The sequence below is a fragment of the Leclercia pneumoniae genome, assembly GCF_017348915.1.
GTDB lineage: Bacteria > Pseudomonadota > Gammaproteobacteria > Enterobacterales > Enterobacteriaceae > Enterobacter > Enterobacter pneumoniae.
Genome location: NZ_CP071383.1, coordinates 149762 through 171987, shown reverse-complemented (window position 1 = coordinate 171987; position 22226 = coordinate 149762). Strand labels below are relative to the sequence as shown.

Sequence of the window (22226 nt, the reverse complement as noted above, 5' to 3'; positions counted from 1 at the left end):
CAACCACAGAGGCAAGCCTATGAACAGCTCGACGAATGCAGTAAAACGCTGGTGGTACATCATGCCGATCGTGTTTATCACGTACAGCCTGGCGTATCTTGACCGCGCGAACTTCAGTTTCGCATCAGCCGCGGGGATCACCGAAGATTTGGGGATCACTAAGGGCATCTCTTCCCTGCTGGGTGCCCTGTTCTTCCTGGGCTACTTCTTCTTCCAGATCCCGGGCGCCATCTATGCGGAACGTCGCAGCGTGCGCAAACTGATTTTCATCTGCCTGATTTTATGGGGCGGTTGTGCCTCCCTTACCGGGGTCGTTAACAATATACCGGCGCTGGCGGCGATTCGCTTTATCCTCGGCGTGGTGGAAGCGGCGGTCATGCCCGCGATGCTTATCTACATCAGCAACTGGTTTACAAAATCCGAGCGGTCACGGGCCAATACCTTCCTGATCCTCGGTAACCCGGTAACGGTACTGTGGATGTCGGTGGTCTCAGGCTATCTCATTCAGTCTTTCGGCTGGCGAGAAATGTTTATCATCGAGGGGATCCCGGCGGTGATTTGGGCCTTCTGCTGGTGGGTGCTGGTAAAAGACAAACCCTCTCAGGTGAACTGGCTCTCTGAAGATGAAAAATCGGCTCTACAGGCACAGCTGGATAAAGAACAGCAGGGGCTGAAAGCGGTGCGAAACTACGGCGAAGCTTTCCGCTCACGCAACGTTATCCTGCTCTGCATGCAGTACTTCGCCTGGAGCATCGGGGTGTATGGCTTTGTGCTGTGGCTGCCATCGATTATTCGTAGCGGCGGTGAAAACCTCGGCATGGTCGAAGTGGGCTGGCTCTCTTCTGTTCCTTACCTGGCCGCCACCATTGCGATGATCATCGCCTCCTGGGCATCGGACAAACTGCAGAACCGTAAACTCTTCGTCTGGCCGCTGTTGCTGATTGCTGCCTGTGCCTTTATCGGCTCCTGGGCGGTAGGTGCCAACCACTTCTGGGCCTCTTATACCCTGCTTGTGATCGCCGGTGCGGCAATGTATGCCCCTTACGGCCCGTTCTTTGCCATCATCCCGGAAATGCTGCCGCGTAATGTGGCAGGCGGCGCAATGGCCTTAATCAACAGTATGGGCGCGCTGGGCTCGTTCTTAGGCTCCTGGTTTGTGGGCTATCTCAACGGCGCCACCGGCAGTCCATCCGCCTCGTACATATTTATGGGGGTAGCACTTTTCGTGTCGGTGTGGCTTACTCTGATTGTTAAGCCTGCTAATAATCAGCAGTTACCTGCCGGCGCACGCCACGCCTGAACCCTTAACATCAACGGAGATTAGCATGAAGCCGTCCGTCATTTTGTATAAAGCACTGCCTGAAGATCTGCAAAAACGCCTTGAATCACACTTCACGGTGACCCAGGTAAAAGACCTCAGCCCGGATACCGTGGCGCAGCACGCCGATGCCTTTAGCCGTGCCGTCGGTCTGCTGGGTTCAAGCGAAAAAGTAGATGCTGCGTTGCTGGAAAAAATGCCGGCGCTACGTGCCACCTCAACCATCTCCGTTGGCTATGACAACTTCGACGTGGATGCCCTGAATGCCCGCCATGTCTTTCTGATGCACACGCCCTATGCCCTGACCGAAACCGTGGCCGACACGCTGATGGCGTTGATACTGAGCAGCGCTCGCCGCGTGGTGGAGGTGGCTGAACGGGTTAAAGCAGGTGAATGGACCAAAAGCATCGGACCAGACTGGTTTGGCGTGGACGTTCACGGCAAGACATTGGGTATTGTTGGCATGGGTCGTATTGGCCTGGCGCTGGCGCAGCGCGCGCACTTCGGCTTTAACATGCCGATTCTTTATAACGCCCGGCGCCACCACAGCGAGGCTGAAGAGCGTTTCAATGCACGCTACTGCGAGCTGGATACCCTGCTTCAGGAAGCCGATTACGTCTGTCTGATCCTGCCGCTGACGGATGAGACCTATCATCTGATAGGTAAGGACGCGTTCGCGAAGATGAAGCCGTCGGCTATCTTTATCAATGCGGGTCGCGGTCCGGTCGTGGATGAAAAAGCGTTGATTGAAGCGCTGCAAAACGGGGAGATCCATGCCGCAGGTCTGGATGTGTTTGAGCAGGAGCCGCTGCCCGTTGATTCACCGCTGCTCCAACTTCCGAACGTGGTTGCGCTGCCGCATATTGGTTCTGCCACGCACGAAACTCGCTACAACATGGCGGCGACGGCGGTGGATAACCTTATCAATGCCCTTGAGGGTAAGGTCGAGAAAAACTGCGTGAACCCGCAGATAAAAGGCTAGAAACGAAAAAACCCGCCAGAAGGCGGGTTTTTGAATTCATGTGCTGCTGAGTTGAAGCTTACAGGCTTACAACGTTACCAGCTGCTGGGCCTTTAGCGCCGCTTTCGATGGTGAAGGACACTTTCTGACCTTCGTCCAGAGATTTGTAGCCATCGTTCTGGATAGCAGAGAAGTGTACGAACACGTCTTTAGAGCCATCGTCAGGAGTGATGAAGCCGAAACCTTTATCAGCGTTGAACCATTTTACCAGACCAGTCATTTTACCAGACATAGAAATTACCTTATTAAAAATTTGTTGTGCCTTCCGGCGCGATGGTTGCGTTACAGATTTTTAAGCGATGAAGGAAGGGTCACTACGAAGGGTATCTATGGATAACTCATCTGGACTGCTTAACTAAACTGCTTTAGGTCTGTGTAACAAACCGACGGGGATAGTTATACCGATGTGGTAGATGAATGACAAGCTTTATTTTAGCTACAGACAAAAAACCCCGCTTCTTGCGGGGTTTTTTATTTTATTCGGTGGCAGCAACTGCCGAACTCCACGCCTGGCTAAATGCCTGGTGCTGAGACGCCAGCGGTCCGATCAAGGTATTGTACTGACTGGCCTGCTGGGAGGTCGGGAACTGAATACCGCCCGAGACGAAGCTCACCTGCGTGCCCTGCTGGGTAATAAAGTCACCCACCTGCACCAGCTGCTGAGTAAAGATCTGCGCAGCCGGAATGAGGGGCTGCATAGCCTGGGCAGGTTCAGTCACCACTTTCGCAAAGGCTTTGTCGAACACCGGTTTTAAATCGTCGGCCTGCTTCAGGGCTGAATGGGCGCTATCGGCCTGCATTTTGGCATTTTGCAGCTGCTGGCTCAGTACCCCAAGCGCACCATTTGACTGGCTTAGCGGTTCGCGCTGGGTCATATAATCCTGCGGCGCACGTATGGCGTTTACGCTGTCGACCACTGGACGCAAGCCGGAATCCATCGCCTGATTAACCTGCTGTGAATAAGCATACAGAATGGCGTAATCGGAGACGAAAGGACCAAACTGTTTTTTCTGATCCGCAGTCAGCGTAGGCAGACGCTCACCACTGCGCATCACGGTATTTTGCAGAAAATCGATAAACGCTTTACGCTGATCGCCTTCTTTATCGAAACACCCACTCAGGCCAACTACAATCAGTAACGCCGCAATCGGCGCAAACCAGCGAGAGCAGGACTTTCCTGTCGCCATTTTTAATACTCCTTTCACCCAAAAAACGCACACCAGCACACGCGTGCCCGACGCCCACAAGAATAGTCCAGCTGAAGCCGGCAAGATACTCTTTTCATATAAAACGGCTTGTGCGAATAAAATTCTTACGATTTACAAAATTCGACATTGTCAAACCAACTATCGAAAAATCAGATCATTAGCATGCAAATCTATCTCTGGATCATCCAAACCAAACGTATGGCCTGCAATTAATCACGCACGTGACGATCTGTTGTCTGTTTTACCGACTATTCTTAATTTGCTCTTTGATGTTCTTGATCCCGTTGTGCGATTTAAGAGGAGTTCTCAATGGAATTAAAAGATCCGACGTTTGAGTTGCTGAGCAGTCTTGAACAAATTGTTTTTAAGGATGTACCGCAGACGGTTACCCTGACGCAGAAGTCTAATCCCTTTACTGAATTCGAGCGTTTACGTAAAGGAACAGGCCTCAAGTTAGATGATTTCGCCAGAGCAATGGGTGTTAGCGTGGCTATGGTGCAGGAGTGGGAGTCGAAAAGAGAAAAACCCACCCCAAGTGAGCTGAAGCTAATGAGCCTGATTCAGGCAAGCCCTGCCCTCAGCAAGCAGACAGTGAAGTAAATGAGTTTAACCCCCGCATAAGCGGGGGTTTGTGATCTTAGCGCGCACGACAGTACCACCCCTCCTCGCGCCACAGCAGTTCATGGGTCAACGCCAGGTTCTCCAGAAACGCGTTATCATGCGAAACCACTATCACCGCCCCCGGAAAATCAGCCAGCGCCGCTTCAATTGCCTGTACGGATGCCAGATCGAGATGGTTGGTCGGTTCATCCAGCAGCAGCAGTTGGGCCGTCTCCTCTCGCCACAGCACACAGGCCAGCGCCGCTTTTAACCGCTCACCGCCGCTCAGTTCAGCCAACGGCAACGTGACGCTTTCTGCTCCCAGCTGCAGTTGCGCCAGCCGACTTCGTAGCACCCCCTCTTCCAGCGGCGTATTGTGCAGATTGAGATGGGTCATGACCGATTGCGACAAATCCAGCCGGGAAAGGTTTTGATCAAGATAAGCCGTTTTGACCGATACACGGCATGTACCCGATACTGGCGGACACTCCCCGAGAATCACTTTCAGCAGGGTCGATTTCCCACAGCCGTTTGGGCCGCGTATCGCCACGCGCATTGGCCCCTCCAGACGCCAGTTGAGCGGCGGCAAGGCGAGATAAGGCAGGACAAGCTCTTCCAGAACCACGACCTGTTTTCCCTGCGCAATCTGGCTGCCGGGCAGGGTAAACATCACCGGGCTATCCTCCTCAACCCGCTTGCGCGCCTCGCTGACGGCGGTATTCAGGGTGATATTTTGCTCGTTATGTTGCCTGCGCCACGAACCGGGCCGCTCCTTCGCCGCCGCTTTGTATTTGACGCGTTCAAAGGAGGCAATATTGAGATTATCGACCGTACGCAGGGTTTTCGCCGATCGACGCAGACTGTCGTCATGCTCTTTCTGCATTCGCGCGCGCTCGCGTTTGCGCTCCGTCGCCGCATGCTCCAGCGCCGAGCGGGCAGCTTGCTGTTCGGCATTACGCTGGCGTTGATAATCGGCATAGTTCCCGCCGTAACTCCGCAGGCCCGCTGGGCCCAACTCCAGAATACGGGGCACCTGTGACAACAGTTCACGATCGTGGGTCGCCACCAGCGCACGACCTTTTCTTTGGGCCAGCGCCGCATAAAACCATGCCCGACCTTGCTGATCGAGGTGATTGGTGGGTTCGTCCAGCAGTAAGTAGTCAGCATTAGCGGTAAACGCCCCGCACAATAGCGCGCGCATACGTTCGCCGCCGCTTAACTCTGCAGCGTAGCGATCGGGGTCAAAGGCAGGAAGACGGGCATCGATAAACGCCTCAGTCAGGCGCTCGTGGAGATCCCAGCACCCGTCGAGCAGCTCCAGATCCTCGGGCTGATAATCTCCCCTGTCGATCCGTTTACGGGCGGCAAAAATAGCCTCATAACCCAGTAGCCCGGCCAGCGTGGTGGTTGGAGAGATGTCTTGCTGCTGTGCCACATACAGACAGTTGCCCGATCGTTCCAGATGACCACTGGCCGGTTTTTCGAGCCCGGCCAGCAGACGAAGCAGACGCGTTTTGCCGCTGCCGTTACGGCCAACCAGCGCGCAGAGGGCGTTATCCAGTGACAGCGTAAGCGGACCGAAAAGCGTTTCGCCTGTGGGAAACTGACAGGTGACCTGTTGCAATATAAAAGAGGGGGATTGCGCAAAATGAGCCATAAGCACTCCTGAATGAAATCGGTTATCCCCTGCTGACGCGGTCGCGTGCGGCAAGGATCGAGGTTCATTAGGCGTGGTTGTTCATTTTGGGGGAGCGCTCCTGAGGGAAATTTAACGGGTGTCAGGATAACGCGTGTGCGCCGCCGGGGGCAAGGTTATTTTTTCACCACCCTGTAGCGATAAAAAAACCCGCCAACAGGCGGGTTTTTCTCACATCCATATTACTGCTGCAGGAGCGAAATATCCGCTACGCGCAGGAACAGCTCGCGCAGTTTTTCCAGCATAGAGAGACGGTTAATACGCAGATCGTTATCTTCTACGTTCACCATCACTTTCTCAAAGAAGGCATCGATAACGTCACGCAGCTCTGCCAGCTCCACCAGCGCTTCCTGGTAACGACCTTCAGCGAAGACCGGTTCCAGTTTGTCTCGCAGCACCACAACCTGCATCGCCAGAGCGATCTCTTCCGGCTCTTTCAGGGTCGCAGCGTTTACGCGTTCGTTAAGCTTATCGGTCGACTTCGCCAGAATGTTGGAAACACGCTTGTTCGCTGCTGCCAGCGAGGCCGCGGCGTCCAGGGTACGGAAGTGGGAAACCGCCTTCATACGCGCATCGAAATCGGCCGGACGGGTCGGACGACGGGCCAGCACCGCCTGAATGGTATCAACGGTATAGCCTTCATCCTGATACCAGGCACGGAAACGGCCGAGCATAAAGTCGATAACATCATCCACGACTTTCGCGTTGGTCAGCTTGTCACCGTACAGGCGCACCGCTTCTTCGGTCAGAGTCTGCAGATCCAGGTTGAGGTTCTTCTCAACGATGATACGCAGCACGCCGAGCGCGGCACGACGCAGCGCAAACGGGTCTTTGTCGCCTTTAGGATGCTGACCGATACCGAAAATACCCGCCAGGGTGTCCATCTTATCGGCGATCGCCACGGCACAGGCTACCGGGTTAGACGGCAAATCGTCACCCGCAAAGCGTGGCTGATACTGCTCGTTCAGGGCCACGGCCACATCTTCTGCTTCACCGTCATGGCGCGCATAGTGCATGCCCATCACGCCCTGGGTGTCGGTGAATTCGAAGACCATGTTGGTCATCAGGTCGCATTTGGACAGCAGGCCCGCACGGGTGGCGTGGTTGACGTCCGCACCGATTTCACGGGCGATCCAGCCGGAGAGTTCCGCAATGCGGTCGGTCTTGTCGCGCAGCGTACCCAGCTGTTGCTGGAACAGCACGGTTTGCAGGCGCGGCAAGTGATCTTCCAGACGTTTTTTACGGTCACTGTTAAAGAAGAACTCGGCATCCGCCAGACGTGGGCGCACGACCTTCTCGTTACCGGAGATAATCTGGATCGGATCTTTGGATTCGATGTTCGCCACAAAGATAAAGTTCGGCAGCAGTTTGCCGTCGTTGGCGTAAACCGGGAAGTACTTCTGGTCACCCTTCATGGTGTGAACCAGCGCTTCTGCCGGAACGGCCAGGAATTTCTCTTCGAACTTCGCGGTCAGCACAACCGGCCATTCCACCAGAGAGGTCACCTCTTCCAGCAGGCTGTCGCTCAGGTCAGCGTTTCCGCCAATCTGGCGTGCCGCTTCTTCGGCGTCCGCTTTGATTTTAGCTTTACGCTGTTCGTAGTCGGCAATGACCTTACCGCGCTCCAGCAGGATCTGTGGATACTGGTCTGCGTTATCGATGGTGAATTCCGGCTCGCCCATGAAGCGGTGGCCGCGGATCACGCGATCGGACGCAACGCCCAGAATGGTCGCAGGGATGACGGTATCGCCGAGCAGCAGGGTCACGGTATGAACAGGACGCACGAAGTGCACGTCGGACGCGCCCCAGCGCATCAGTTTTGGAATCGGCAGTTTCGCCAGCGACGTGGCGATCATGTTTGGCAGCAGCGCTTCTGCGCTTTCGCCTTTGACATGGGCGCGATAGAGCAGCCACTCGCCTTTGTCAGTAGTCAGACGCTCAGCCTGGTCCACGGTGATCCCGCAGCCGCGCGCCCAGCCTTCAGCCGCTTTGCTCGGCTTGCCTTCAGCATCGAATGCCTGTGCAATGGCCGGGCCACGTTTTTCCACTTCACGATCCGGCTGTGACGCCGCCAGGCTGGCCACTTTCAGCGCCAGACGACGCGGTGCAGCAAACCACTCAATTTTACCGTGCGCCAGGCCGGCGTTATCCAGCTCGGCAGTCACGTTCGCAGCAAAAGATTCAGCCAGGCTGCGCAGGGCTTTTGGTGGCAGCTCTTCGGTGCCGATTTCCACTAGGAAAGTTTTCTCAGACATGGCCGCCTCTTATTTGTTTCGGTTGCACATCGGGAAGCCAAGGGCTTCACGGGACGCATAGTAAGCTTCTGCAACGGCTTTGGTCAGGGTGCGAATACGCAGGATATAACGCTGACGTTCAGTCACGGAGATAGCTTTGCGGGCGTCCAGCAGGTTGAAGCTGTGGGCGGCCTTCAGAATACGCTCGTAGGCTGGCAGCGGCAGCGGAGTCTCCAGCGCCAGCAGTTGCTGCGCTTCTTTCTCATACTGCTCGAAGCAGGTGAACAGGAAGTCCACGTCCGCATATTCGAAGTTATAAGTGGATTGTTCCACTTCGTTCTGATGGAACACGTCGCCGTAGGTGGTTTTACCCAGCGGGCCGTCGCTCCAGACCAGGTCGTAAACGCTGTCTACGCCCTGAATATACATCGCCAGACGTTCCAGACCGTAGGTGATCTCACCGGTGATCGGTTTACATTCCAGACCACCCACCTGCTGGAAGTAAGTGAACTGCGTCACTTCCATGCCGTTCAGCCACACTTCCCAGCCCAGACCCCAGGCACCCAGCGTTGGGTTTTCCCAGTTATCTTCCACGAAACGAATATCGTGAATAGTTGGATCCATACCCAGCTCTTTCAGCGACCCGAGGTACAGCTCCTGGATGTTGTCCGGAGAAGGTTTGATGACGACCTGGAACTGATAGTAGTGCTGTAAGCGGTTCGGGTTTTCACCGTAACGACCATCGGTCGGACGACGGGATGGCTGCACATAGGCGGTGGCCATTGGCTCTGGCCCCAGTGCGCGCAGGCTGGTCATTGGGTGTGAGGTGCCGGCGCCAACTTCCATGTCCAAAGGTTGAACAATGGTGCAGCCCTGGCGAGCCCAGTAATCCTGTAACGTCAGGATCAGGCCCTGGAAGGTCTTGGTATCAAACTTTTGCATAGTATTTCGTGCTGGATACGTGTGGTTTTAAATGGAAGGGATCAGTATACCCGTCGGCTGGAAGATATACAGTACGAAACGGGGGTGTTTAAGGAAAATTGGGAAATAAGCGGGCTAGCCCGCGGCAGAAAGCGGCCTGGCAGGCTGTTTGCAGCGGGATTAACGCATAGAAAGATGTAAAAACTGCCCTTCTGCATCAAAAGAACAGACAAAGTTCTCATTGCGGGATGTCAGGCCGCGCATCTCATAACTGCCCTGGAACTGTTCAAACCCAGTCACGTCGATAGTCTGCGTACCGGTATTGTAACGGTGAGCTGCTTCGCCACGGCATAACGCCTCCATATCCAGCGACCGCGTTGGGCTTACCTTAATGTTCTGTGCGGTTTGCGGCGGTGGCGCATCTGACGAGCTACACCCCGCCAACAGCGCGGGTAACAGCAGTAACATTGCACGCATCATCATATTTATTATCGCCCTTAGCGGTGGCGGTTATTTTTACACTCTACGCTTTATAGAATAAGGTGCCCTATTCTGCGAATCAGGCCACGCCTGGGCAAGACGGACCGGCCTAAACTCAGATTTATCCAGTGAGCGGCTGGTGATAATCAAGAGTCATACCCTTTTTAATGAGGAAACCGAGGGAAGGATGCAGGAAAAAATTAGCTGGATTGATAATCTGCGAGGGATCGCCTGTTTAATGGTAGTGATGATCCATACTACCACCTGGTATATTACCAACGCCCACAGTGTCAGCCTGGTTAACTGGGATATTGCCAATATTTTGAACTCTGCGTCGCGCGTCAGCGTGCCGCTTTTTTTTATGATTTCCGGTTTTCTCTTTTTTGGTGAGCGTAGTGCCCGCCCACGACACTTTTTACGCATCGGGCTCTGCCTGCTGTTTTATAGCCTGGTGGCTTTCCTCTACATCGCACTGTTCACTTCAATTAACAGCGAACTTTCGCTGACAAACCTGCTGCAGAAGCCGGTTTTCTATCACTTGTGGTTCTTCTTCGCGATTATCGTTATCTACCTGATGTCACCGCTCATCCAGGTCAAGAACGTCAGCGGGAGGATGCTACTGGCGCTGATGGTGGTGGTCGGCGTGGTGGCGAACCCGAATACGGTATCGCAAAAGATCGGCGGTTTTGAATGGCTGCCCATTAATCTCTATATCAATGGCGATACTTTTTACTACGTGCTGTACGGTATGCTCGGCCGCGCGCTGGGCATGATGGATACGCGTAAACCCTGGCTGACCGGGTTATCTACCGCCCTGTTCCTGGCGGCGGTGCTGGTTATCTCGCGGGGTACAATGCACGAACTGCAATGGCGCGGAGCCTTTGCGGACACCTGGTATCTCTACTGTGGCCCTGCGGTCTTTATCTGTGCGGTGTCGCTTCTGATCATTGCCAAAAACACCATGAACAGCCGGCCCTTGCCGATACTGGGGCTGATCTCCCGCCACTCGCTGGCGATTTATGGTTTCCATGCGCTGGTGATCCACGCCCTGCGTACGCGCGGCATAGAGCTGAAGAGCTGGCCATTGCTGGATATCGTCTGGATTTTTACCGTCACGGTGGCGGTGAGTCTGCTGCTATCGATGCTGTTGCAGCGTATTGATACGCGCCGTTTTGTCAGTTAATCAAGGCCGGGCGTGACGCCCGGCTCTATTTTCAGGACATGAGCGGCTGCAGCTGCTGGTAGATCTTGCGGAACACCTCGCGTCGCTCGGCATAGCGTGCGTGACGCGCGGCCTCAGGCGGGTGCTGCTGCTCCAGCGCCAGCTGTGGCAGCAAATTGGCTAAAGGCGTGTTCGGGTTCACTGCGATTTGCGCCAGCCGCGCCGCGCCCAGTGCCGGGCCGACGTCACCGCCGGTACGATAATCGAGCTGATGCCCGCTGATATCTGCCAGCATCTGTCGCCAGTACGCACTCCGCGCCCCGCCGCCGATAAGCGTAATACTGGTGGGGCGCAGTCCACATTCATGTACCACATCCATGCCATCAGCCAGCGCATACCCCACACCCTCCAGCACCGCACGCGCCAGCTCGGCAGGGCCATGTTGATGCGTTAAACCGAAAAAGACGCCCTTAGCGTTGGGGTTGTTATGCGGCGTACGCTCACCCGAAAGATAGGGCAGGAACCAGACGGCGTCCGCCTCATCATTTGCTTGCTGCGCCGCGTCAATGAGCGCTGGCACCGTGCCCAGCCCGGTCAGCTTCGCCGCCCAGTCCAGGCAGGAGGCCGCACTTAACATGACCGACATCAGGTGCCATTTCCCTGGCAGCGCATGACAAAAACTGTGCACAGCGCTCTGCGGATTGCTGCGATAGCCGTCACTCACGGCAAAATAAACCCCGGAGGTCCCCAGTGACAGCATCGCTTGCCCGACATCGGCCATACCGACACCAACCGCACCTGCGGCATTATCGCCACCGCCCGCCACCACCGGAACGGCAGGCATATTCCAGTCCTGTGCGACAGAGGGGGTGAGCGCACCGGTGATTTCGCTGCCTTCATAGAGTTTGGGCATCTGCTCACGGGAAAGCTGACAGGCATCCAGCATGGTGTCGCTCCAGTCGCGCTTCGCCACATCGAGCCACAGGGTGCCCGCGGCATCCGACATATCACTGGCAAAATCGCCGGTCATCCGCAGACGCAGATAATCTTTTGGCAAGAGCACTTTTGCGACCCGGGAGAAAATCTCTGGCTCATGGCGCTGCACCCACAATAACTTTGGCGCGGTGAAGCCCGGCATCATCAGATTGCCCGTGATGTCACGCGAATCAGGTACCCGCGCTTCTAGCATCGCGCACTCTTCACCGCAGCGACCGTCATTCCAGAGAATCGCCGGGCGTAGTACCTGCTGGTTTTTGTCCAGCAGCGTGGCACCGTGCATCTGTCCGGCAATGCCCAGCGCCTTAACTTCATGCAGGCTATGTTGCGCGCCCAGCGCCTTCATGGCGCGATCTGTCGCCAGCCACCACTGTTCAGGATCCTGCTCAGACCACAACGGATGCGGGCGCGAGACATCCAGTTTTTCGGTATGCGCAGCCAGCACCTCTCCCTGGGCGCTAAGCAGGATAGCTTTCACACCCGATGTGCCAAGATCGATCCCGATATACATAGTGATAGCTCCTTAACAAAATGACCCGGCAGCATAGTGCGGCCGGGCATACGGGTTGGGCGATTACTTATCAAACAGATAATGATTGACCAGGTTTTCCAGCAATTCCTGATGGCCACTCTGGTGCTGCGGTGCCAGGTTATGCTGTTCAGCGTACTTCGCCACCTCCGTCAGTGATAACTGGCCTTTCAAAATTTGCTGGCCCAGCTCACTGTTCCAGCCGCCGTAGCGTTTTGCCACGCGCTTATCCAGCTCGCCGTCCTCAATCATGCGCGCCGCCACTTTCAGGGAAAGCGCCATGGTATCCATCGCCCCAATATGACCATAGAACAGATCATACTTATCGGTGCTCTGACGGCGCACTTTGGCGTCAAAGTTCAGGCCACCGGTGGTGAAGCCACCCGCTTTGATAATCTCGTACATCACCAGCGCGTTCTCTTCCACGCTCACCGGGAACTGGTCGGTATCCCAGCCTAGCTGCGGATCGCCACGGTTGGCATCGACAGAGCCGAAGATACCCAGCGCGATAGCAGAGGCGATTTCGTGGTGGAACGAGTGCCCTGCCAGGGTGGCATGGTTAGCCTCGATATTCACTTTAATCTCTTTTTCCAGGCCGAACTGCTTCAGGAAGCCATATACGGTCGCCACATCGTAGTCATACTGATGCTTGGTCGGCTCCTGCGGTTTCGGTTCAATCAACAGCGTGCCGCGGAAACCAATTTTATGTTTATGGTCGACCACCATCTGCATAAAGCGCCCAATCTGTTCGCGCTCCTGGCGCAGATCGGTGTTCAGCAGCGTTTCATAGCCTTCGCGGCCGCCCCACAGAACGTAGTTTTCGCCACCCAGTTGATGCGTGGCATTCATGGCCGTCACCACCTGAGTCGCGGCCCAGCTGAACACTTCCGGATCCGGGTTGGTGGCCGCACCCGCACCGTAACGCGGATGCGTGAAGCAGTTAGCGGTACCCCACAGCAGTTTGACGCCGCTTTGTTGCTGTTTCTCAGCCAGCACATCAACCATCTGGGCGAAGTTATTCAGGTACTCTTTCAGCGACGCGCCTTCCGGCGAGACATCCACATCGTGGAAACAGTAATAAGGCACGTTCAGTTTATGGAAGAATTCAAATGCGACGTCAGCTTTACGTTTTGCCAGCTCCAGCGCCTCACCAGGCTGCTGCCACGGGCGGTCAAACGCGCCTACACCAAACATATCGGCGCCATTCCAGCAGAACGTGTGCCAGTAACAGGCGGCGAAACGCAGGTGGTCTTCCATGCGCTTACCCAGCACCAGCTCATCCGGATTGTAGTGACGAAACGCTAATGGATTAGCGGATTTTGGCCCTTCGTAACGAACGCGTTCGAGTTGGTCGAAATAAGCTTGCATATTGAGCTCCATAATCAGGGATACGGCGAAAAAGTGATTCTGGAGTAATAGTGAATAGACATTTCCGCTTGCTCAATTACGTTATTTCACACTGCTATTGAGAGAATGCGCAAACGTGCGCTGGCTCGCAAAATTAATCTGCAGACAAGCTAATTTTTCGGCATTAATTCCAGATCGATGTGTAATTAATGGCTTACGTTTTTTAAAATCCGATCGCGGTCATAAATTCGAAAATAAACCAAATATCATAACGAGAAGATAAAAATCTGTAATTGCCAGCCTGCCTTTCCCCGTTAAGAATTTGTTGCGTCTCCTGCAGTGAAGGTTTCTTTTATCTCAGCATCACCACCCTACAAAAAGGCTATAAAATTATGAAGATAAAGAATCTATGCCTCACCCTCTGCGCCTCTCTCGTTTTGGCGAGCGCGGCGGGTCATGCGAAAGAAGTCAAAATCGGAATGGCGATTGACGATCTCCGTCTGGAGCGCTGGCAAAAAGATCGCGACATTTTTGTGAATAAAGCAGAAGCATTAGGCGCCAAAGTGTTTGTTCAGTCTGCCAATGGCAATGAAGAGACCCAGATGTCGCAAATTGAAAATATGATTAACCGCGGCGTCGACGTATTAGTCATTATTCCTTACAACGGTCAAGTATTAAGTAACGTCATCAAAGAAGCAAAACAAGAAGGTATTAAAGTCCTGGCTTATGACAGGATGATTAATAACGCCGATATCGATTATTATATTTCTTTTGATAATGAGAAAGTGGGTGAACTGCAGGCGCAAAGCCTGGTGGCCAAGGTGCCTGAGGGTAATTACTTCCTGATGGGCGGCTCGCCGGTAGATAACAACGCCAAACTGTTCCGCCAGGGACAGATGAAAGTGCTGAAACCTTATATCGACGGCGGCAAGATTAAAGTGGTTGGCGATCAGTGGGCCGATGGCTGGTTACCCGAAAACGCACTGAAAATTATGGAAAACGCGTTAACGGCAAATAACAACCATATTGATGCCGTTGTCGCCTCCAACGATGCCACCGCCGGCGGTGCCATCCAGGCATTAAGCGCCCAGGGGCTGGCAGGTAAAGTCGCCATCTCCGGCCAGGATGCCGACCTCGCTGGGGTTAAACGCATTGTTGCCGGCACGCAGACCATGACGGTCTATAAACCCATCACCGAGTTGGCAACCACCGCAGCAGAAATTGCCGTTGAACTGGGCAACGGTCAGCAGCCTAAAGCGGATGCGTCGTTGAATAATGGCCTGAAAGATGTCCCTGCCCGCCTGCTGACCCCTATCGAAGTCAATAAAGAGAACATTGACGCCACGGTCATCAAAGACGGCTTCCATAAAAAGAGCGAACTCTAATCCAGTATGGCCCCCACCTCCGGGGGCCTGATCTCTCCTCAGGGCATGCGGGGCAGTTATGTCTTATCTACTGGAAATGAAAAGTATCACCAAAGCGTTTGGCGCCGTGAAAGCGGTCGATAACGTTAGTCTGCGCTTAAATGCCGGGGAAATCGTCTCGTTATGCGGTGAAAATGGCTCCGGCAAGTCCACGCTCATGAAGGTGCTGTGCGGCATTTATCCCCACGGCAGCTATGACGGCGAAATCGTCTTCGCGGGCGAGACATTACAGGCCAGCCACATTCGCGATACGGAGCGCAAAGGCATCGCCATCATTCATCAGGAGCTGGCGCTGGTGAAACACCTCACGGTGCTGGAAAACATCTTTCTCGGTGCCGAGCTAAGCCGCCACGGCGTACTGGATTACGACACCATGACTTTGCGCTGCGAGAAACTGCTGGCGCAGGTGAGCCTGGCGATCTCGCCCGATACCCGAGTCGGCGACTTAGGGCTGGGGCAACAGCAGCTGGTGGAAATTGCCAAAGCGCTCAATAAACAGGTGCGCTTGTTGATCCTCGACGAACCTACGGCGTCCCTCACCGAACAGGAGACCGCGGTATTGCTGGACATCATTCGTGACCTGCAAAACCACGGGATTGCCTGCATCTATATTTCTCACAAGCTGAACGAAGTGAAAGCCATCTCTGACACCATCTGCGTGATTCGCGATGGGCAGCATATTGGCACCCGTGCCGCAGAGGGGATGAGTGAAGATGACATCATTACCATGATGGTGGGACGTGAGCTGACGGCGCTCTACCCCAACGAACCCCACACCATTGGAGAAGAGGTGCTGCGCGTGGAGCACCTCACCGCGTGGCACCCGGTGAACCGCCACATTAAACGCGTGAACGATATCTCCTTCTCTTTGCATCGGGGAGAGATCCTCGGTATCGCCGGCCTGGTGGGCGCCGGGCGTACCGAAGCGATGCAGTGCCTGTTTGGCGTCTGGCCCGGCCGGCGCGAAGGGGCCCTCTTTATCGACGGGCAACCGGTCACCATCAACAACTGTCAGCAGGCCATCACCCTGGGTATCGCCATGGTGCCGGAAGATCGCAAGAAAGATGGCATCGTGCCGGTCATGGCGGTGGGGAAAAATATCACCCTTGCGGCTCTGGATCAGTTCTCCGGAACCCTGAGCAGCCTGGACGATGCTGCCGAGCAGCACTGTATTTTACACTCCCTACAACGTCTGAAGGTCAAAACCTCATCGCCCGATCTGGCGATTGGTCGCCTGAGCGGCGGTAACCAGCAGAAGGCGATTCTGGCCCGCTGCCTGCTACTCAATCCACGCATTTTAATTCTCGATGAGCCCACGCGCGGCATCGACATTGGCGCGAAATATGAAATCTACAAATTGATTAACCAGTTAGTGCAGCAGGGCATTGCCGTCATTGTGATCTCCTCAGAACTGCCTGAAGTGCTGGGGCTGAGCGATCGGGTGCTGGTTATGCACGAAGGGAAACTCAAAGCCAACCTGAAAAACCAGAACCTGACGCAGGAGCAGGTAATGGAAGCCGCATTAAGGAGCGAACGTCATGTCGAAAAGCAACCCGTCTGAAGTGAAAGTCGCCGTGCCAACGCCAGGGGCCTTTTCGGGTCTAAAAGCGCTGAATTTGCAGGTCTTTGTGATGATCGCCGCGATTGTGGCGATCATGCTGTTCTTCACCTGGATGACGGACGGCTCTTATCTCAGCGCGCGTAATATCTCTAACCTGCTGCGTCAGACCGCCATAACTGGCATCCTGGCGGTGGGCATGGTGTTTGTGATTATCTCTGCGGAGATCGACCTTTCGGTCGGGTCGATGATGGGGCTGCTGGGCGGCGTGGCGGCGATTTTTGATGTCTGGCTGGGCTGGCCGCTGCCGCTGACCGTGGTTGTTACCCTGCTGCTCGGCTTGCTGCTCGGAACCTGGAACGGCTGGTGGGTGGCCTACCGTAAAGTGCCCTCATTCATTGTGACCCTCGCCGGGATGCTGGCCTTCCGCGGCATTCTGATTGGTATTACCAACGGCACCACCGTGTCGCCCACCAGCGCCTCTATGTCGCAGATTGGTCAAAGTTACCTCTCCGATGGTATCGGCTTTACCCTGGGCGCCATTGGCCTGATGGCGTTTGTCGCCTGGCAGTGGCGTGGCAGAATGCGTCGCCAGGCGCTGGGGCTCGCCGCCCCCACCGCGGCACCATTCGTGGGGCGTCAGGCGCTGACGGCGGTGATCGTGCTGGGCGCTATCTGGTTACTTAACGACTATCGCGGCGTACCGACGCCGGTGCTGTTGCTGGTTTTACTGCTGCTGGCGGGAATGTTCATGGCGACGCGTACCGCATTTGGTCGCCGAATTTATGCCATCGGCGGCAACATTGAAGCCGCTCGCCTTTCCGGCATTAACGTTGAGCGCACTAAGCTCGCCGTCTTTGCTATCAACGGCCTGATGGTGGCGATTGCCGGGCTGATTTTAAGCTCACGTCTGGGAGCCGGTTCACCCTCTGCGGGCAATATCGCCGAGCTGGATGCGATTGCCGCCTGTGTGATTGGTGGAACCAGTCTCGCCGGGGGGATTGGCAGCGTGGCGGGTGCGGTGATGGGGGCATTTATTATGGCGTCTCTGGATAACGGAATGAGTATGATGGACGTGCCGACATTCTGGCAATATATCGTTAAGGGCGCCATTTTGCTGCTGGCGGTATGGATGGATTCAGCCACCAAGCGACGTGCCTGAAGATAAATCGGTCACCTGTCAATGACACTGGGAAAAGCGTGCCATGTTTGAGAAGCGCCACCGCATTACGTTGTTGTTCAATGCCAATAAAGCCTACGACCGCCAGGTGGTAGAGGGCGTTGGTGAATATTTGCAGGCGTCGCAATCGGAGTGGGACATCTTTATCGAAGAGGATTTCCGCACCCGCATCGAAAACATTAAAGACTGGTTGGGTGACGGTGTGATCGCCGATTACGACGATGACGTCATCCAACAACTGCTGAAAGATGTCGACCTGCCCATTGTGGGCGTCGGCGGGTCCTATCACGCGCCGGAAAATTATCCCGGCGTGCACTACATCGCGACCGACAACCACGCGCTCGTTGAGAGCGCGTTTCTGCATTTGAAAGAAAAAGGGGTACATCGCTTCGCCTTCTATGGCCTGCCCGCCTCCAGCGGCAAACGCTGGGCTGCCGAGCGGGAGTATGCGTTCTGTCAGCTGGTGGCGAAAGAGAAGTATCGCGGGGTGGTCTATCAGGGGCTGGAAACTGCGCCGGAAAACTGGCAGCACGCGCAGAACCGCCTGGCCGACTGGCTGCAAACCTTGCCGCCGCAAACCGGCATCATCGCCGTGACGGATGCCCGCGCACGCCATGTGCTGCAGGTTTGCGAGCATCTGCACATCCCGGTACCGGAAAAACTGTGCGTGATTGGCATCGATAACGAAGAGCTGACCCGCTACCTGTCACGGGTGGCGTTATCGTCAGTGGCGCAGGGAACTCGCCAGATGGGGTATCAGGCCGCCAAGCTGCTGCACCGCCTGCTGGATAATGAACATCTCCCTTTGCAACGCCTGCTGGTGCCGCCGGTACGCGTGGTGGAACGTCGCTCTACCGATTACCGTTCGCTTAACGATCCGGCGGTTATTCAGGCCATGCACTACATCCGCAACCATGCCTGCAAAGGCATAAAGGTGGATCAAGTCCTGGATGCGGTGGGGATTTCCCGCTCAAATCTGGAGAAGCGTTTTAAAGAGGAGGTGGGGGAGACTATCCACGCGGTGATCCACGCCGAGAAACTGGAGAAAGCGCGCAGTCTGTTAATTTCGACCTCACTCTCTATCAACGAAATTTCGCAAATGTGTGGTTATCCGTCGCTGCAGTATTTCTATTCGGTATTTAAAAAAGAGTACGACACCACGCCGAAGGATTATCGCGATCGTCATAGCGAAGTATTAATTTAACGCTGAATGAGTAAAGAAAAACGCCTTCCGGATGGAAGGCGTTTTTATAAGATAACAGATTACATATGGGCGGCAATTAAGCGCTGATTATCCTGATACATGGAGAACAGGTAATTGTTATAGCGCTGCCCCTGCGTCGAGTACCCTTTCAGTTTGTGAATCATGGTACTCGCCGTCACTTCCTGGTCCGCTTTACGCAACTGAGCGCGGGACTTACGGAATGAGTTGTACGCCGGGTGCGTATTCAGGTTCACCACGTAGGCATTGACCGAATCTTTGACAGAATCAAAGTGCGAGTAGCCACGAACTTTACCCGGTGCATTACAGCTGCCTTTTCCGCACTTCATGCCGAACAGGTTGTTGTTGCTACGGGCCAGCTTAGAGGTACCCCAACCGCTTTCTGCTGCGGCCATGGTTGCCACCATGCTGCCTGGAATAATATCCACGCGCTCAAGCAAGGTGTTCCAAGGAACACGGCGGGTATTGCCAGACCAACTGATCTTGTAACGTTTGGTGATGTCTTTCAGACGTGAGCGCTCAGCTGGAGACCAGCGGCTCGCGTACTGTTTAGATATTAACCAGTTACGATCGGCGGTAATCGCAGCATTTTGGCTTGTGATATAAGGCATTACCGTCCGGAGAAACGCTTTTTTCCTTGGTGTCCCGGAAGGGTATTTTCGCAAATCAGGAAGTGAACTGCTCTTTACACTATTGCGAGAATACTCTTGTTTACTGCTAACCTTACTACTTACCGTCTTACTAATATGGGCTTTGTGACTCGTTGTATCCGTGTGCGTCTTCGCAAGCACCCCACCTGAAAATGTCATGGTGAGTAACATGAGTATCGCGGCCCCATATCGTCGTATGGGAATCGATATCATTAGGTCTCCTGGTCGGATTTGAACATTCCAACACCTTATTTTTTTCACAAAATTGAGAGGTGAATCTCAAATCATAACAAAAATACCCTTCCAGAGCACCCTTAGAAATAGTCTAAATCCGAAACCATGTCATCAGGACGCTGCTCAGTTAAGCATCATTTTCTGCAAATTGTGCGCGATATCGCAGATAAGTGGCTAAATTAGCGCGAGATCACTCACCCTTGCGTCTCCTCCCTCAGCCTTTCGTCCAGGGAGGAGTTTGCGCTGCCAGCCTGCTGGCAAAATAGGCAAAACGCTGCGACAGGAATGTAAAATGAAACACTCAGCTTTAGCGCTTGTGTTGTTGCCTGCCATGGCCTGCGCCGACTGGTCGGCCGACGGTTTTCCTGCCTTTCAGGCAGAAGGCACAGGTCTGTACACCGCCCATGCAAAGCTTGCGAAGGGTACACGCCCTTTAAGCCTCATTTTTGACCAGACGTGCTGGCAGCCGGCCGGCCCCGTCAAACTCAATGAGATGCTGTCGCTCAAACCCTGTGAAGGTGATAAGCCTCAGTGGCGCCTGTTTCGCGACGGTGAGTATCAAATGCAGATCGATACCCGCTCTGGCACGCCGACGCTGATGTTGAGTGTCAAAACCGCCAGCGCGCAGACTGTTGCCAGCGTCACCCGTCAATGTCCGAAATGGGACGGCGCGCCGGTGACCCTGGATGTCAGCAGCACATTTCCGGAGGGCAGCGTCGTACGGGATTTCTACAGCAAGCAGACTGCCACCGTTCAACAGGGCAAAATTACCCTGCGACCTGCGGCCAATAGTAATGGCCTGTTGCTGCTCGAGCGCGCCGAAACTGATAAAGCGGCCCCCTTTAGCTGGCAAAACGCCACCGTCTATTTTGTCTTAACCGATCGCTATGTGAATGGCGACCCCACCAACGACAATAGCTACGGTCGCCATAAAGACGGTATGCAGGAGATCGGTACTTTCCACGGCGGCGATTTAAAAGGGCTCACCAGCAAGCTGGATTACCTGCAGCAGCTCGGGGTGAATGCTTTATGGATCAGCTCCCCGCTGGAACAGATCCACGGCTGGGTAGGCGGCGGCACCAAAGGCGACTTCCCCCATTACGCCTACCATGGTTACTACACGCAGGACTGGACCCGGCTTGATGCCAATATGGGCAATGAGACAGACCTGCAACAACTGGTCGACGAAGCGCACCGCCGCGGCATCCGTATCCTGTTTGACGTGGTGATGAACCACACGGGCTATGCCACCCTTGCGGATATGCAGGCGTTTAAGTTTGGCGCCCTTTACCTTAAGGGCGATGAGCAAAAAAAGATTCTGGGTGAACGCTGGACCGACTGGAAACCTGCCGCCGGACAGAGCTGGCATAGCTTTAATGATTACATCAATTTCAGCGACAAAGCCGCCTGGGATAAATGGTGGGGCAAGCAGTGGATTCGAACCGACATTGGCGATTACGACAACCCCGGCTTTGATGACCAGACCATGTCGCTCGCCTTCTTACCGGATTTAAAAACCGAATCCACCACCCCATCGGGTTTACCAAACTTTTATCAGCACAAACCCGATACCCATGCGAAACAGCTTCCCGATGCCACCCCGCGTGATTACCTCGTCACCTGGCTCAGTCAGTGGGTGCGGGATTACGGTATCGACGGCTTCCGGGTTGATACTGCCAAACACGTGGAGCTTGCGGCCTGGCAGCAGTTAAAAGCGCGATCGAGCGAGGCGCTGGTCGCATGGAAGCAGGCGAATCCCGATAAAAAGCTGGATGACGCCCCCTTCTGGATGACCGGTGAAGCCTGGGGCCATGGCGTAATGCGCAGCGATTACTACCAGCACGGTTTTGATGCGATGATCAATTTCGATTATCAGGAGCAAGCGGCCAAAGCGGTGGACTGCCTGTCCGACATGGATCTCACCTGGCAGCAAATGGCAGAGAAATTACAGGACTTCAATGTGCTGAGCTACCTCTCGTCACATGATACGCGCCTGTTCCGCGAAGGCGGTTCGCGGGCGGCGGAGCTGCTGTTGCTGGCGCCCGGCACGGTGCAAATCTTCTATGGCGATGAGTCTGCCCGCCCGTTTGGCCCAACCGGCTCGGACCCTTTGCAGGGCACCCGCTCGGAGATGAACTGGCAGGAGGTGACCGGCAAACAGGCGCAGTCCGTGGCGCACTGGCAGTTGCTTGGGCAGTTCCGCGCTCGCCATCCGGCAATAGGTGAAGGCAAGCAAACCGCCCTGACGCTGAGCCAGGGGTACGGTTTTGTGCGCCAGCATCATGACGACAAAGTGATGGTGGTGTGGGCTGGGCAACACTGAATCCAAATGCGCGCTTCGCCGCCTCGGCGAGGCGCGCTAAAACAGCATAATTCACTTCCCTAAGGGTTTTTTGCCCTATATAGACGCAAACAAGCCCAGCGGCTTCGATTTGCACCTGCGCAG

Annotated in this window: 18 protein-coding genes; 9 read left to right on the top strand and 9 right to left on the bottom strand. The window is 54.9% G+C overall.

What is annotated here, in order from left to right; all coding sequences use genetic code 11:
* Positions 1–19: 19 nt before the first annotated feature.
* Together JZ655_RS00795 and ghrB are read left to right on the top strand one after the other, a co-directional pair.
* A complete protein-coding gene (locus tag JZ655_RS00795; RefSeq protein ID WP_207292766.1) occupies positions 20–1300 on the top strand; it encodes an MFS transporter in 1281 nt (426 codons plus the stop codon).
* Positions 1301–1325: 25 nt separating this feature from the next.
* Positions 1326–2300 (top strand): glyoxylate/hydroxypyruvate reductase GhrB, encoded by a 975-nt coding sequence (gene ghrB / locus JZ655_RS00790; RefSeq protein WP_207292765.1) that lies wholly within the window; start codon positions 1326–1328, stop codon positions 2298–2300.
* A gap of 58 nt (positions 2301–2358) precedes the next feature.
* Here ghrB and cspE read toward each other — a convergent pair whose 3' ends face one another.
* Positions 2359–2571, bottom strand: a complete 213-nt coding sequence (cspE, locus tag JZ655_RS00785) for a transcription antiterminator/RNA stability regulator CspE (RefSeq protein ID WP_032615822.1) — start codon at positions 2569–2571, stop codon at positions 2359–2361.
* A 244-nt stretch (positions 2572–2815) separates the two neighbouring features.
* A complete protein-coding gene (locus tag JZ655_RS00780) occupies positions 2816–3526 on the bottom strand; it encodes a DUF3053 domain-containing protein (RefSeq protein ID WP_040077902.1) in 711 nt (236 codons plus the stop codon).
* 330 nt (positions 3527–3856) lie between these two features.
* Between JZ655_RS00780 and JZ655_RS00775 the strand changes: the two genes are divergently transcribed.
* On the top strand, positions 3857–4147 hold the full coding sequence (locus tag JZ655_RS00775) for an HTH-type transcriptional regulator (protein WP_046886264.1): 291 nt from the start codon (positions 3857–3859) through the stop codon (positions 4145–4147).
* Between the two features lie 37 nt (positions 4148–4184).
* Here JZ655_RS00775 and JZ655_RS00770 read toward each other — a convergent pair whose 3' ends face one another.
* The 4 genes from JZ655_RS00770 to JZ655_RS00755 form a co-directional block, all read right to left on the bottom strand.
* Positions 4185–5804 (bottom strand): ABC-F family ATP-binding cassette domain-containing protein, encoded by a 1620-nt coding sequence (locus tag JZ655_RS00770; RefSeq protein ID WP_207292764.1) that lies wholly within the window; start codon positions 5802–5804, stop codon positions 4185–4187.
* 221 nt (positions 5805–6025) lie between these two features.
* Positions 6026–8098, bottom strand: a complete 2073-nt coding sequence (gene glyS, locus JZ655_RS00765; protein WP_207292763.1) for a glycine--tRNA ligase subunit beta — start codon at positions 8096–8098, stop codon at positions 6026–6028.
* A gap of 9 nt (positions 8099–8107) precedes the next feature.
* Positions 8108–9019 (bottom strand): glycine--tRNA ligase subunit alpha, encoded by a 912-nt coding sequence (gene glyQ / locus JZ655_RS00760; RefSeq protein ID WP_003860141.1) that lies wholly within the window; start codon positions 9017–9019, stop codon positions 8108–8110.
* A gap of 159 nt (positions 9020–9178) precedes the next feature.
* Entirely contained in the window at positions 9179–9475 is a 297-nt protein-coding gene (locus JZ655_RS00755; protein ID WP_412098751.1) for a YsaB family lipoprotein, read from the bottom strand.
* A 190-nt stretch (positions 9476–9665) separates the two neighbouring features.
* On the opposite strand from JZ655_RS00755, the gene JZ655_RS00750 reads away from it, so the two are divergent.
* Positions 9666–10661: an acyltransferase gene (locus tag JZ655_RS00750; protein ID WP_207292761.1), complete on the top strand. Its 996-nt coding sequence runs from the start codon at positions 9666–9668 to the stop codon at positions 10659–10661.
* 31 nt (positions 10662–10692) lie between these two features.
* On the opposite strand, the gene xylB is transcribed toward JZ655_RS00750, so the two are convergent.
* Both xylB and xylA read right to left on the bottom strand, forming a co-directional pair.
* Positions 10693–12147 (bottom strand): xylulokinase, encoded by a 1455-nt coding sequence (xylB, locus tag JZ655_RS00745; RefSeq protein ID WP_207292760.1) that lies wholly within the window; start codon positions 12145–12147, stop codon positions 10693–10695.
* A 63-nt stretch (positions 12148–12210) separates the two neighbouring features.
* Positions 12211–13533, bottom strand: a complete 1323-nt coding sequence (gene xylA / locus JZ655_RS00740) for a xylose isomerase (protein ID WP_207292759.1) — start codon at positions 13531–13533, stop codon at positions 12211–12213.
* A 371-nt stretch (positions 13534–13904) separates the two neighbouring features.
* On the opposite strand from xylA, the gene xylF reads away from it, so the two are divergent.
* From xylF to xylR, 4 genes are read left to right on the top strand one after another with little or no spacing between them, the layout of a single operon-like run.
* On the top strand, positions 13905–14897 hold the full coding sequence (gene xylF / locus JZ655_RS00735; protein ID WP_040077894.1) for a D-xylose ABC transporter substrate-binding protein: 993 nt from the start codon (positions 13905–13907) through the stop codon (positions 14895–14897).
* A 58-nt stretch (positions 14898–14955) separates the two neighbouring features.
* Positions 14956–16497 (top strand): xylose ABC transporter ATP-binding protein, encoded by a 1542-nt coding sequence (locus tag JZ655_RS00730; protein WP_207292758.1) that lies wholly within the window; start codon positions 14956–14958, stop codon positions 16495–16497.
* Positions 16475–17656, top strand: coding sequence for a xylose ABC transporter permease XylH (gene xylH, locus JZ655_RS00725; protein WP_040077891.1), 1182 nt, complete (start codon positions 16475–16477; stop codon positions 17654–17656). The genes JZ655_RS00730 and xylH overlap by 23 nt, the downstream gene beginning before the upstream one ends.
* A gap of 43 nt (positions 17657–17699) precedes the next feature.
* Positions 17700–18878 (top strand): D-xylose utilization transcriptional activator XylR, encoded by a 1179-nt coding sequence (gene xylR, locus JZ655_RS00720; protein WP_040077890.1) that lies wholly within the window; start codon positions 17700–17702, stop codon positions 18876–18878.
* A 59-nt stretch (positions 18879–18937) separates the two neighbouring features.
* On the opposite strand, the gene JZ655_RS00715 is transcribed toward xylR, so the two are convergent.
* On the bottom strand, positions 18938–19759 hold the full coding sequence (locus tag JZ655_RS00715; RefSeq protein WP_207292757.1) for a protein bax: 822 nt from the start codon (positions 19757–19759) through the stop codon (positions 18938–18940).
* A gap of 313 nt (positions 19760–20072) precedes the next feature.
* On the opposite strand from JZ655_RS00715, the gene JZ655_RS00710 reads away from it, so the two are divergent.
* Positions 20073–22103, top strand: coding sequence for an alpha-amylase (locus tag JZ655_RS00710; protein ID WP_207292756.1), 2031 nt, complete (start codon positions 20073–20075; stop codon positions 22101–22103).
* Positions 22104–22226: the final 123 nt, after the last annotated feature.

Bases quoted from the DNA above. Each gene is read 5' to 3' on its own strand.
- JZ655_RS00795 (WP_207292766.1), top strand. From the start codon at position 20: ATGAACAGCTCGACGAATGCAGTAAAACGCTGGTGGTACATCATGCCG.
- ghrB (WP_207292765.1), top strand. From the start codon at position 1,326: ATGAAGCCGTCCGTCATTTTGTATAAAGCACTGCCTGAAGATCTGCAA.
- cspE (WP_032615822.1), bottom strand. From the start codon at position 2,571: ATGTCTGGTAAAATGACTGGTCTGGTAAAATGGTTCAACGCTGATAAA.
- JZ655_RS00780 (WP_040077902.1), bottom strand. From the start codon at position 3,526: ATGGCGACAGGAAAGTCCTGCTCTCGCTGGTTTGCGCCGATTGCGGCG.
- JZ655_RS00775 (WP_046886264.1), top strand. From the start codon at position 3,857: ATGGAATTAAAAGATCCGACGTTTGAGTTGCTGAGCAGTCTTGAACAA.
- JZ655_RS00770 (WP_207292764.1), bottom strand. From the start codon at position 5,804: ATGGCTCATTTTGCGCAATCCCCCTCTTTTATATTGCAACAGGTCACC.
- glyS (WP_207292763.1), bottom strand. From the start codon at position 8,098: ATGTCTGAGAAAACTTTCCTAGTGGAAATCGGCACCGAAGAGCTGCCA.
- glyQ (WP_003860141.1), bottom strand. From the start codon at position 9,019: ATGCAAAAGTTTGATACCAAGACCTTCCAGGGCCTGATCCTGACGTTA.
- JZ655_RS00755 (WP_412098751.1), bottom strand. From the start codon at position 9,475: ATGCGTGCAATGTTACTGCTGTTACCCGCGCTGTTGGCGGGGTGTAGC.
- JZ655_RS00750 (WP_207292761.1), top strand. From the start codon at position 9,666: ATGCAGGAAAAAATTAGCTGGATTGATAATCTGCGAGGGATCGCCTGT.
- xylB (WP_207292760.1), bottom strand. From the start codon at position 12,147: ATGTATATCGGGATCGATCTTGGCACATCGGGTGTGAAAGCTATCCTG.
- xylA (WP_207292759.1), bottom strand. From the start codon at position 13,533: ATGCAAGCTTATTTCGACCAACTCGAACGCGTTCGTTACGAAGGGCCA.
- xylF (WP_040077894.1), top strand. From the start codon at position 13,905: ATGAAGATAAAGAATCTATGCCTCACCCTCTGCGCCTCTCTCGTTTTG.
- JZ655_RS00730 (WP_207292758.1), top strand. From the start codon at position 14,956: ATGTCTTATCTACTGGAAATGAAAAGTATCACCAAAGCGTTTGGCGCC.
- xylH (WP_040077891.1), top strand. From the start codon at position 16,475: ATGTCGAAAAGCAACCCGTCTGAAGTGAAAGTCGCCGTGCCAACGCCA.
- xylR (WP_040077890.1), top strand. From the start codon at position 17,700: ATGTTTGAGAAGCGCCACCGCATTACGTTGTTGTTCAATGCCAATAAA.
- JZ655_RS00715 (WP_207292757.1), bottom strand. From the start codon at position 19,759: ATGATATCGATTCCCATACGACGATATGGGGCCGCGATACTCATGTTA.
- JZ655_RS00710 (WP_207292756.1), top strand. From the start codon at position 20,073: ATGAAACACTCAGCTTTAGCGCTTGTGTTGTTGCCTGCCATGGCCTGC.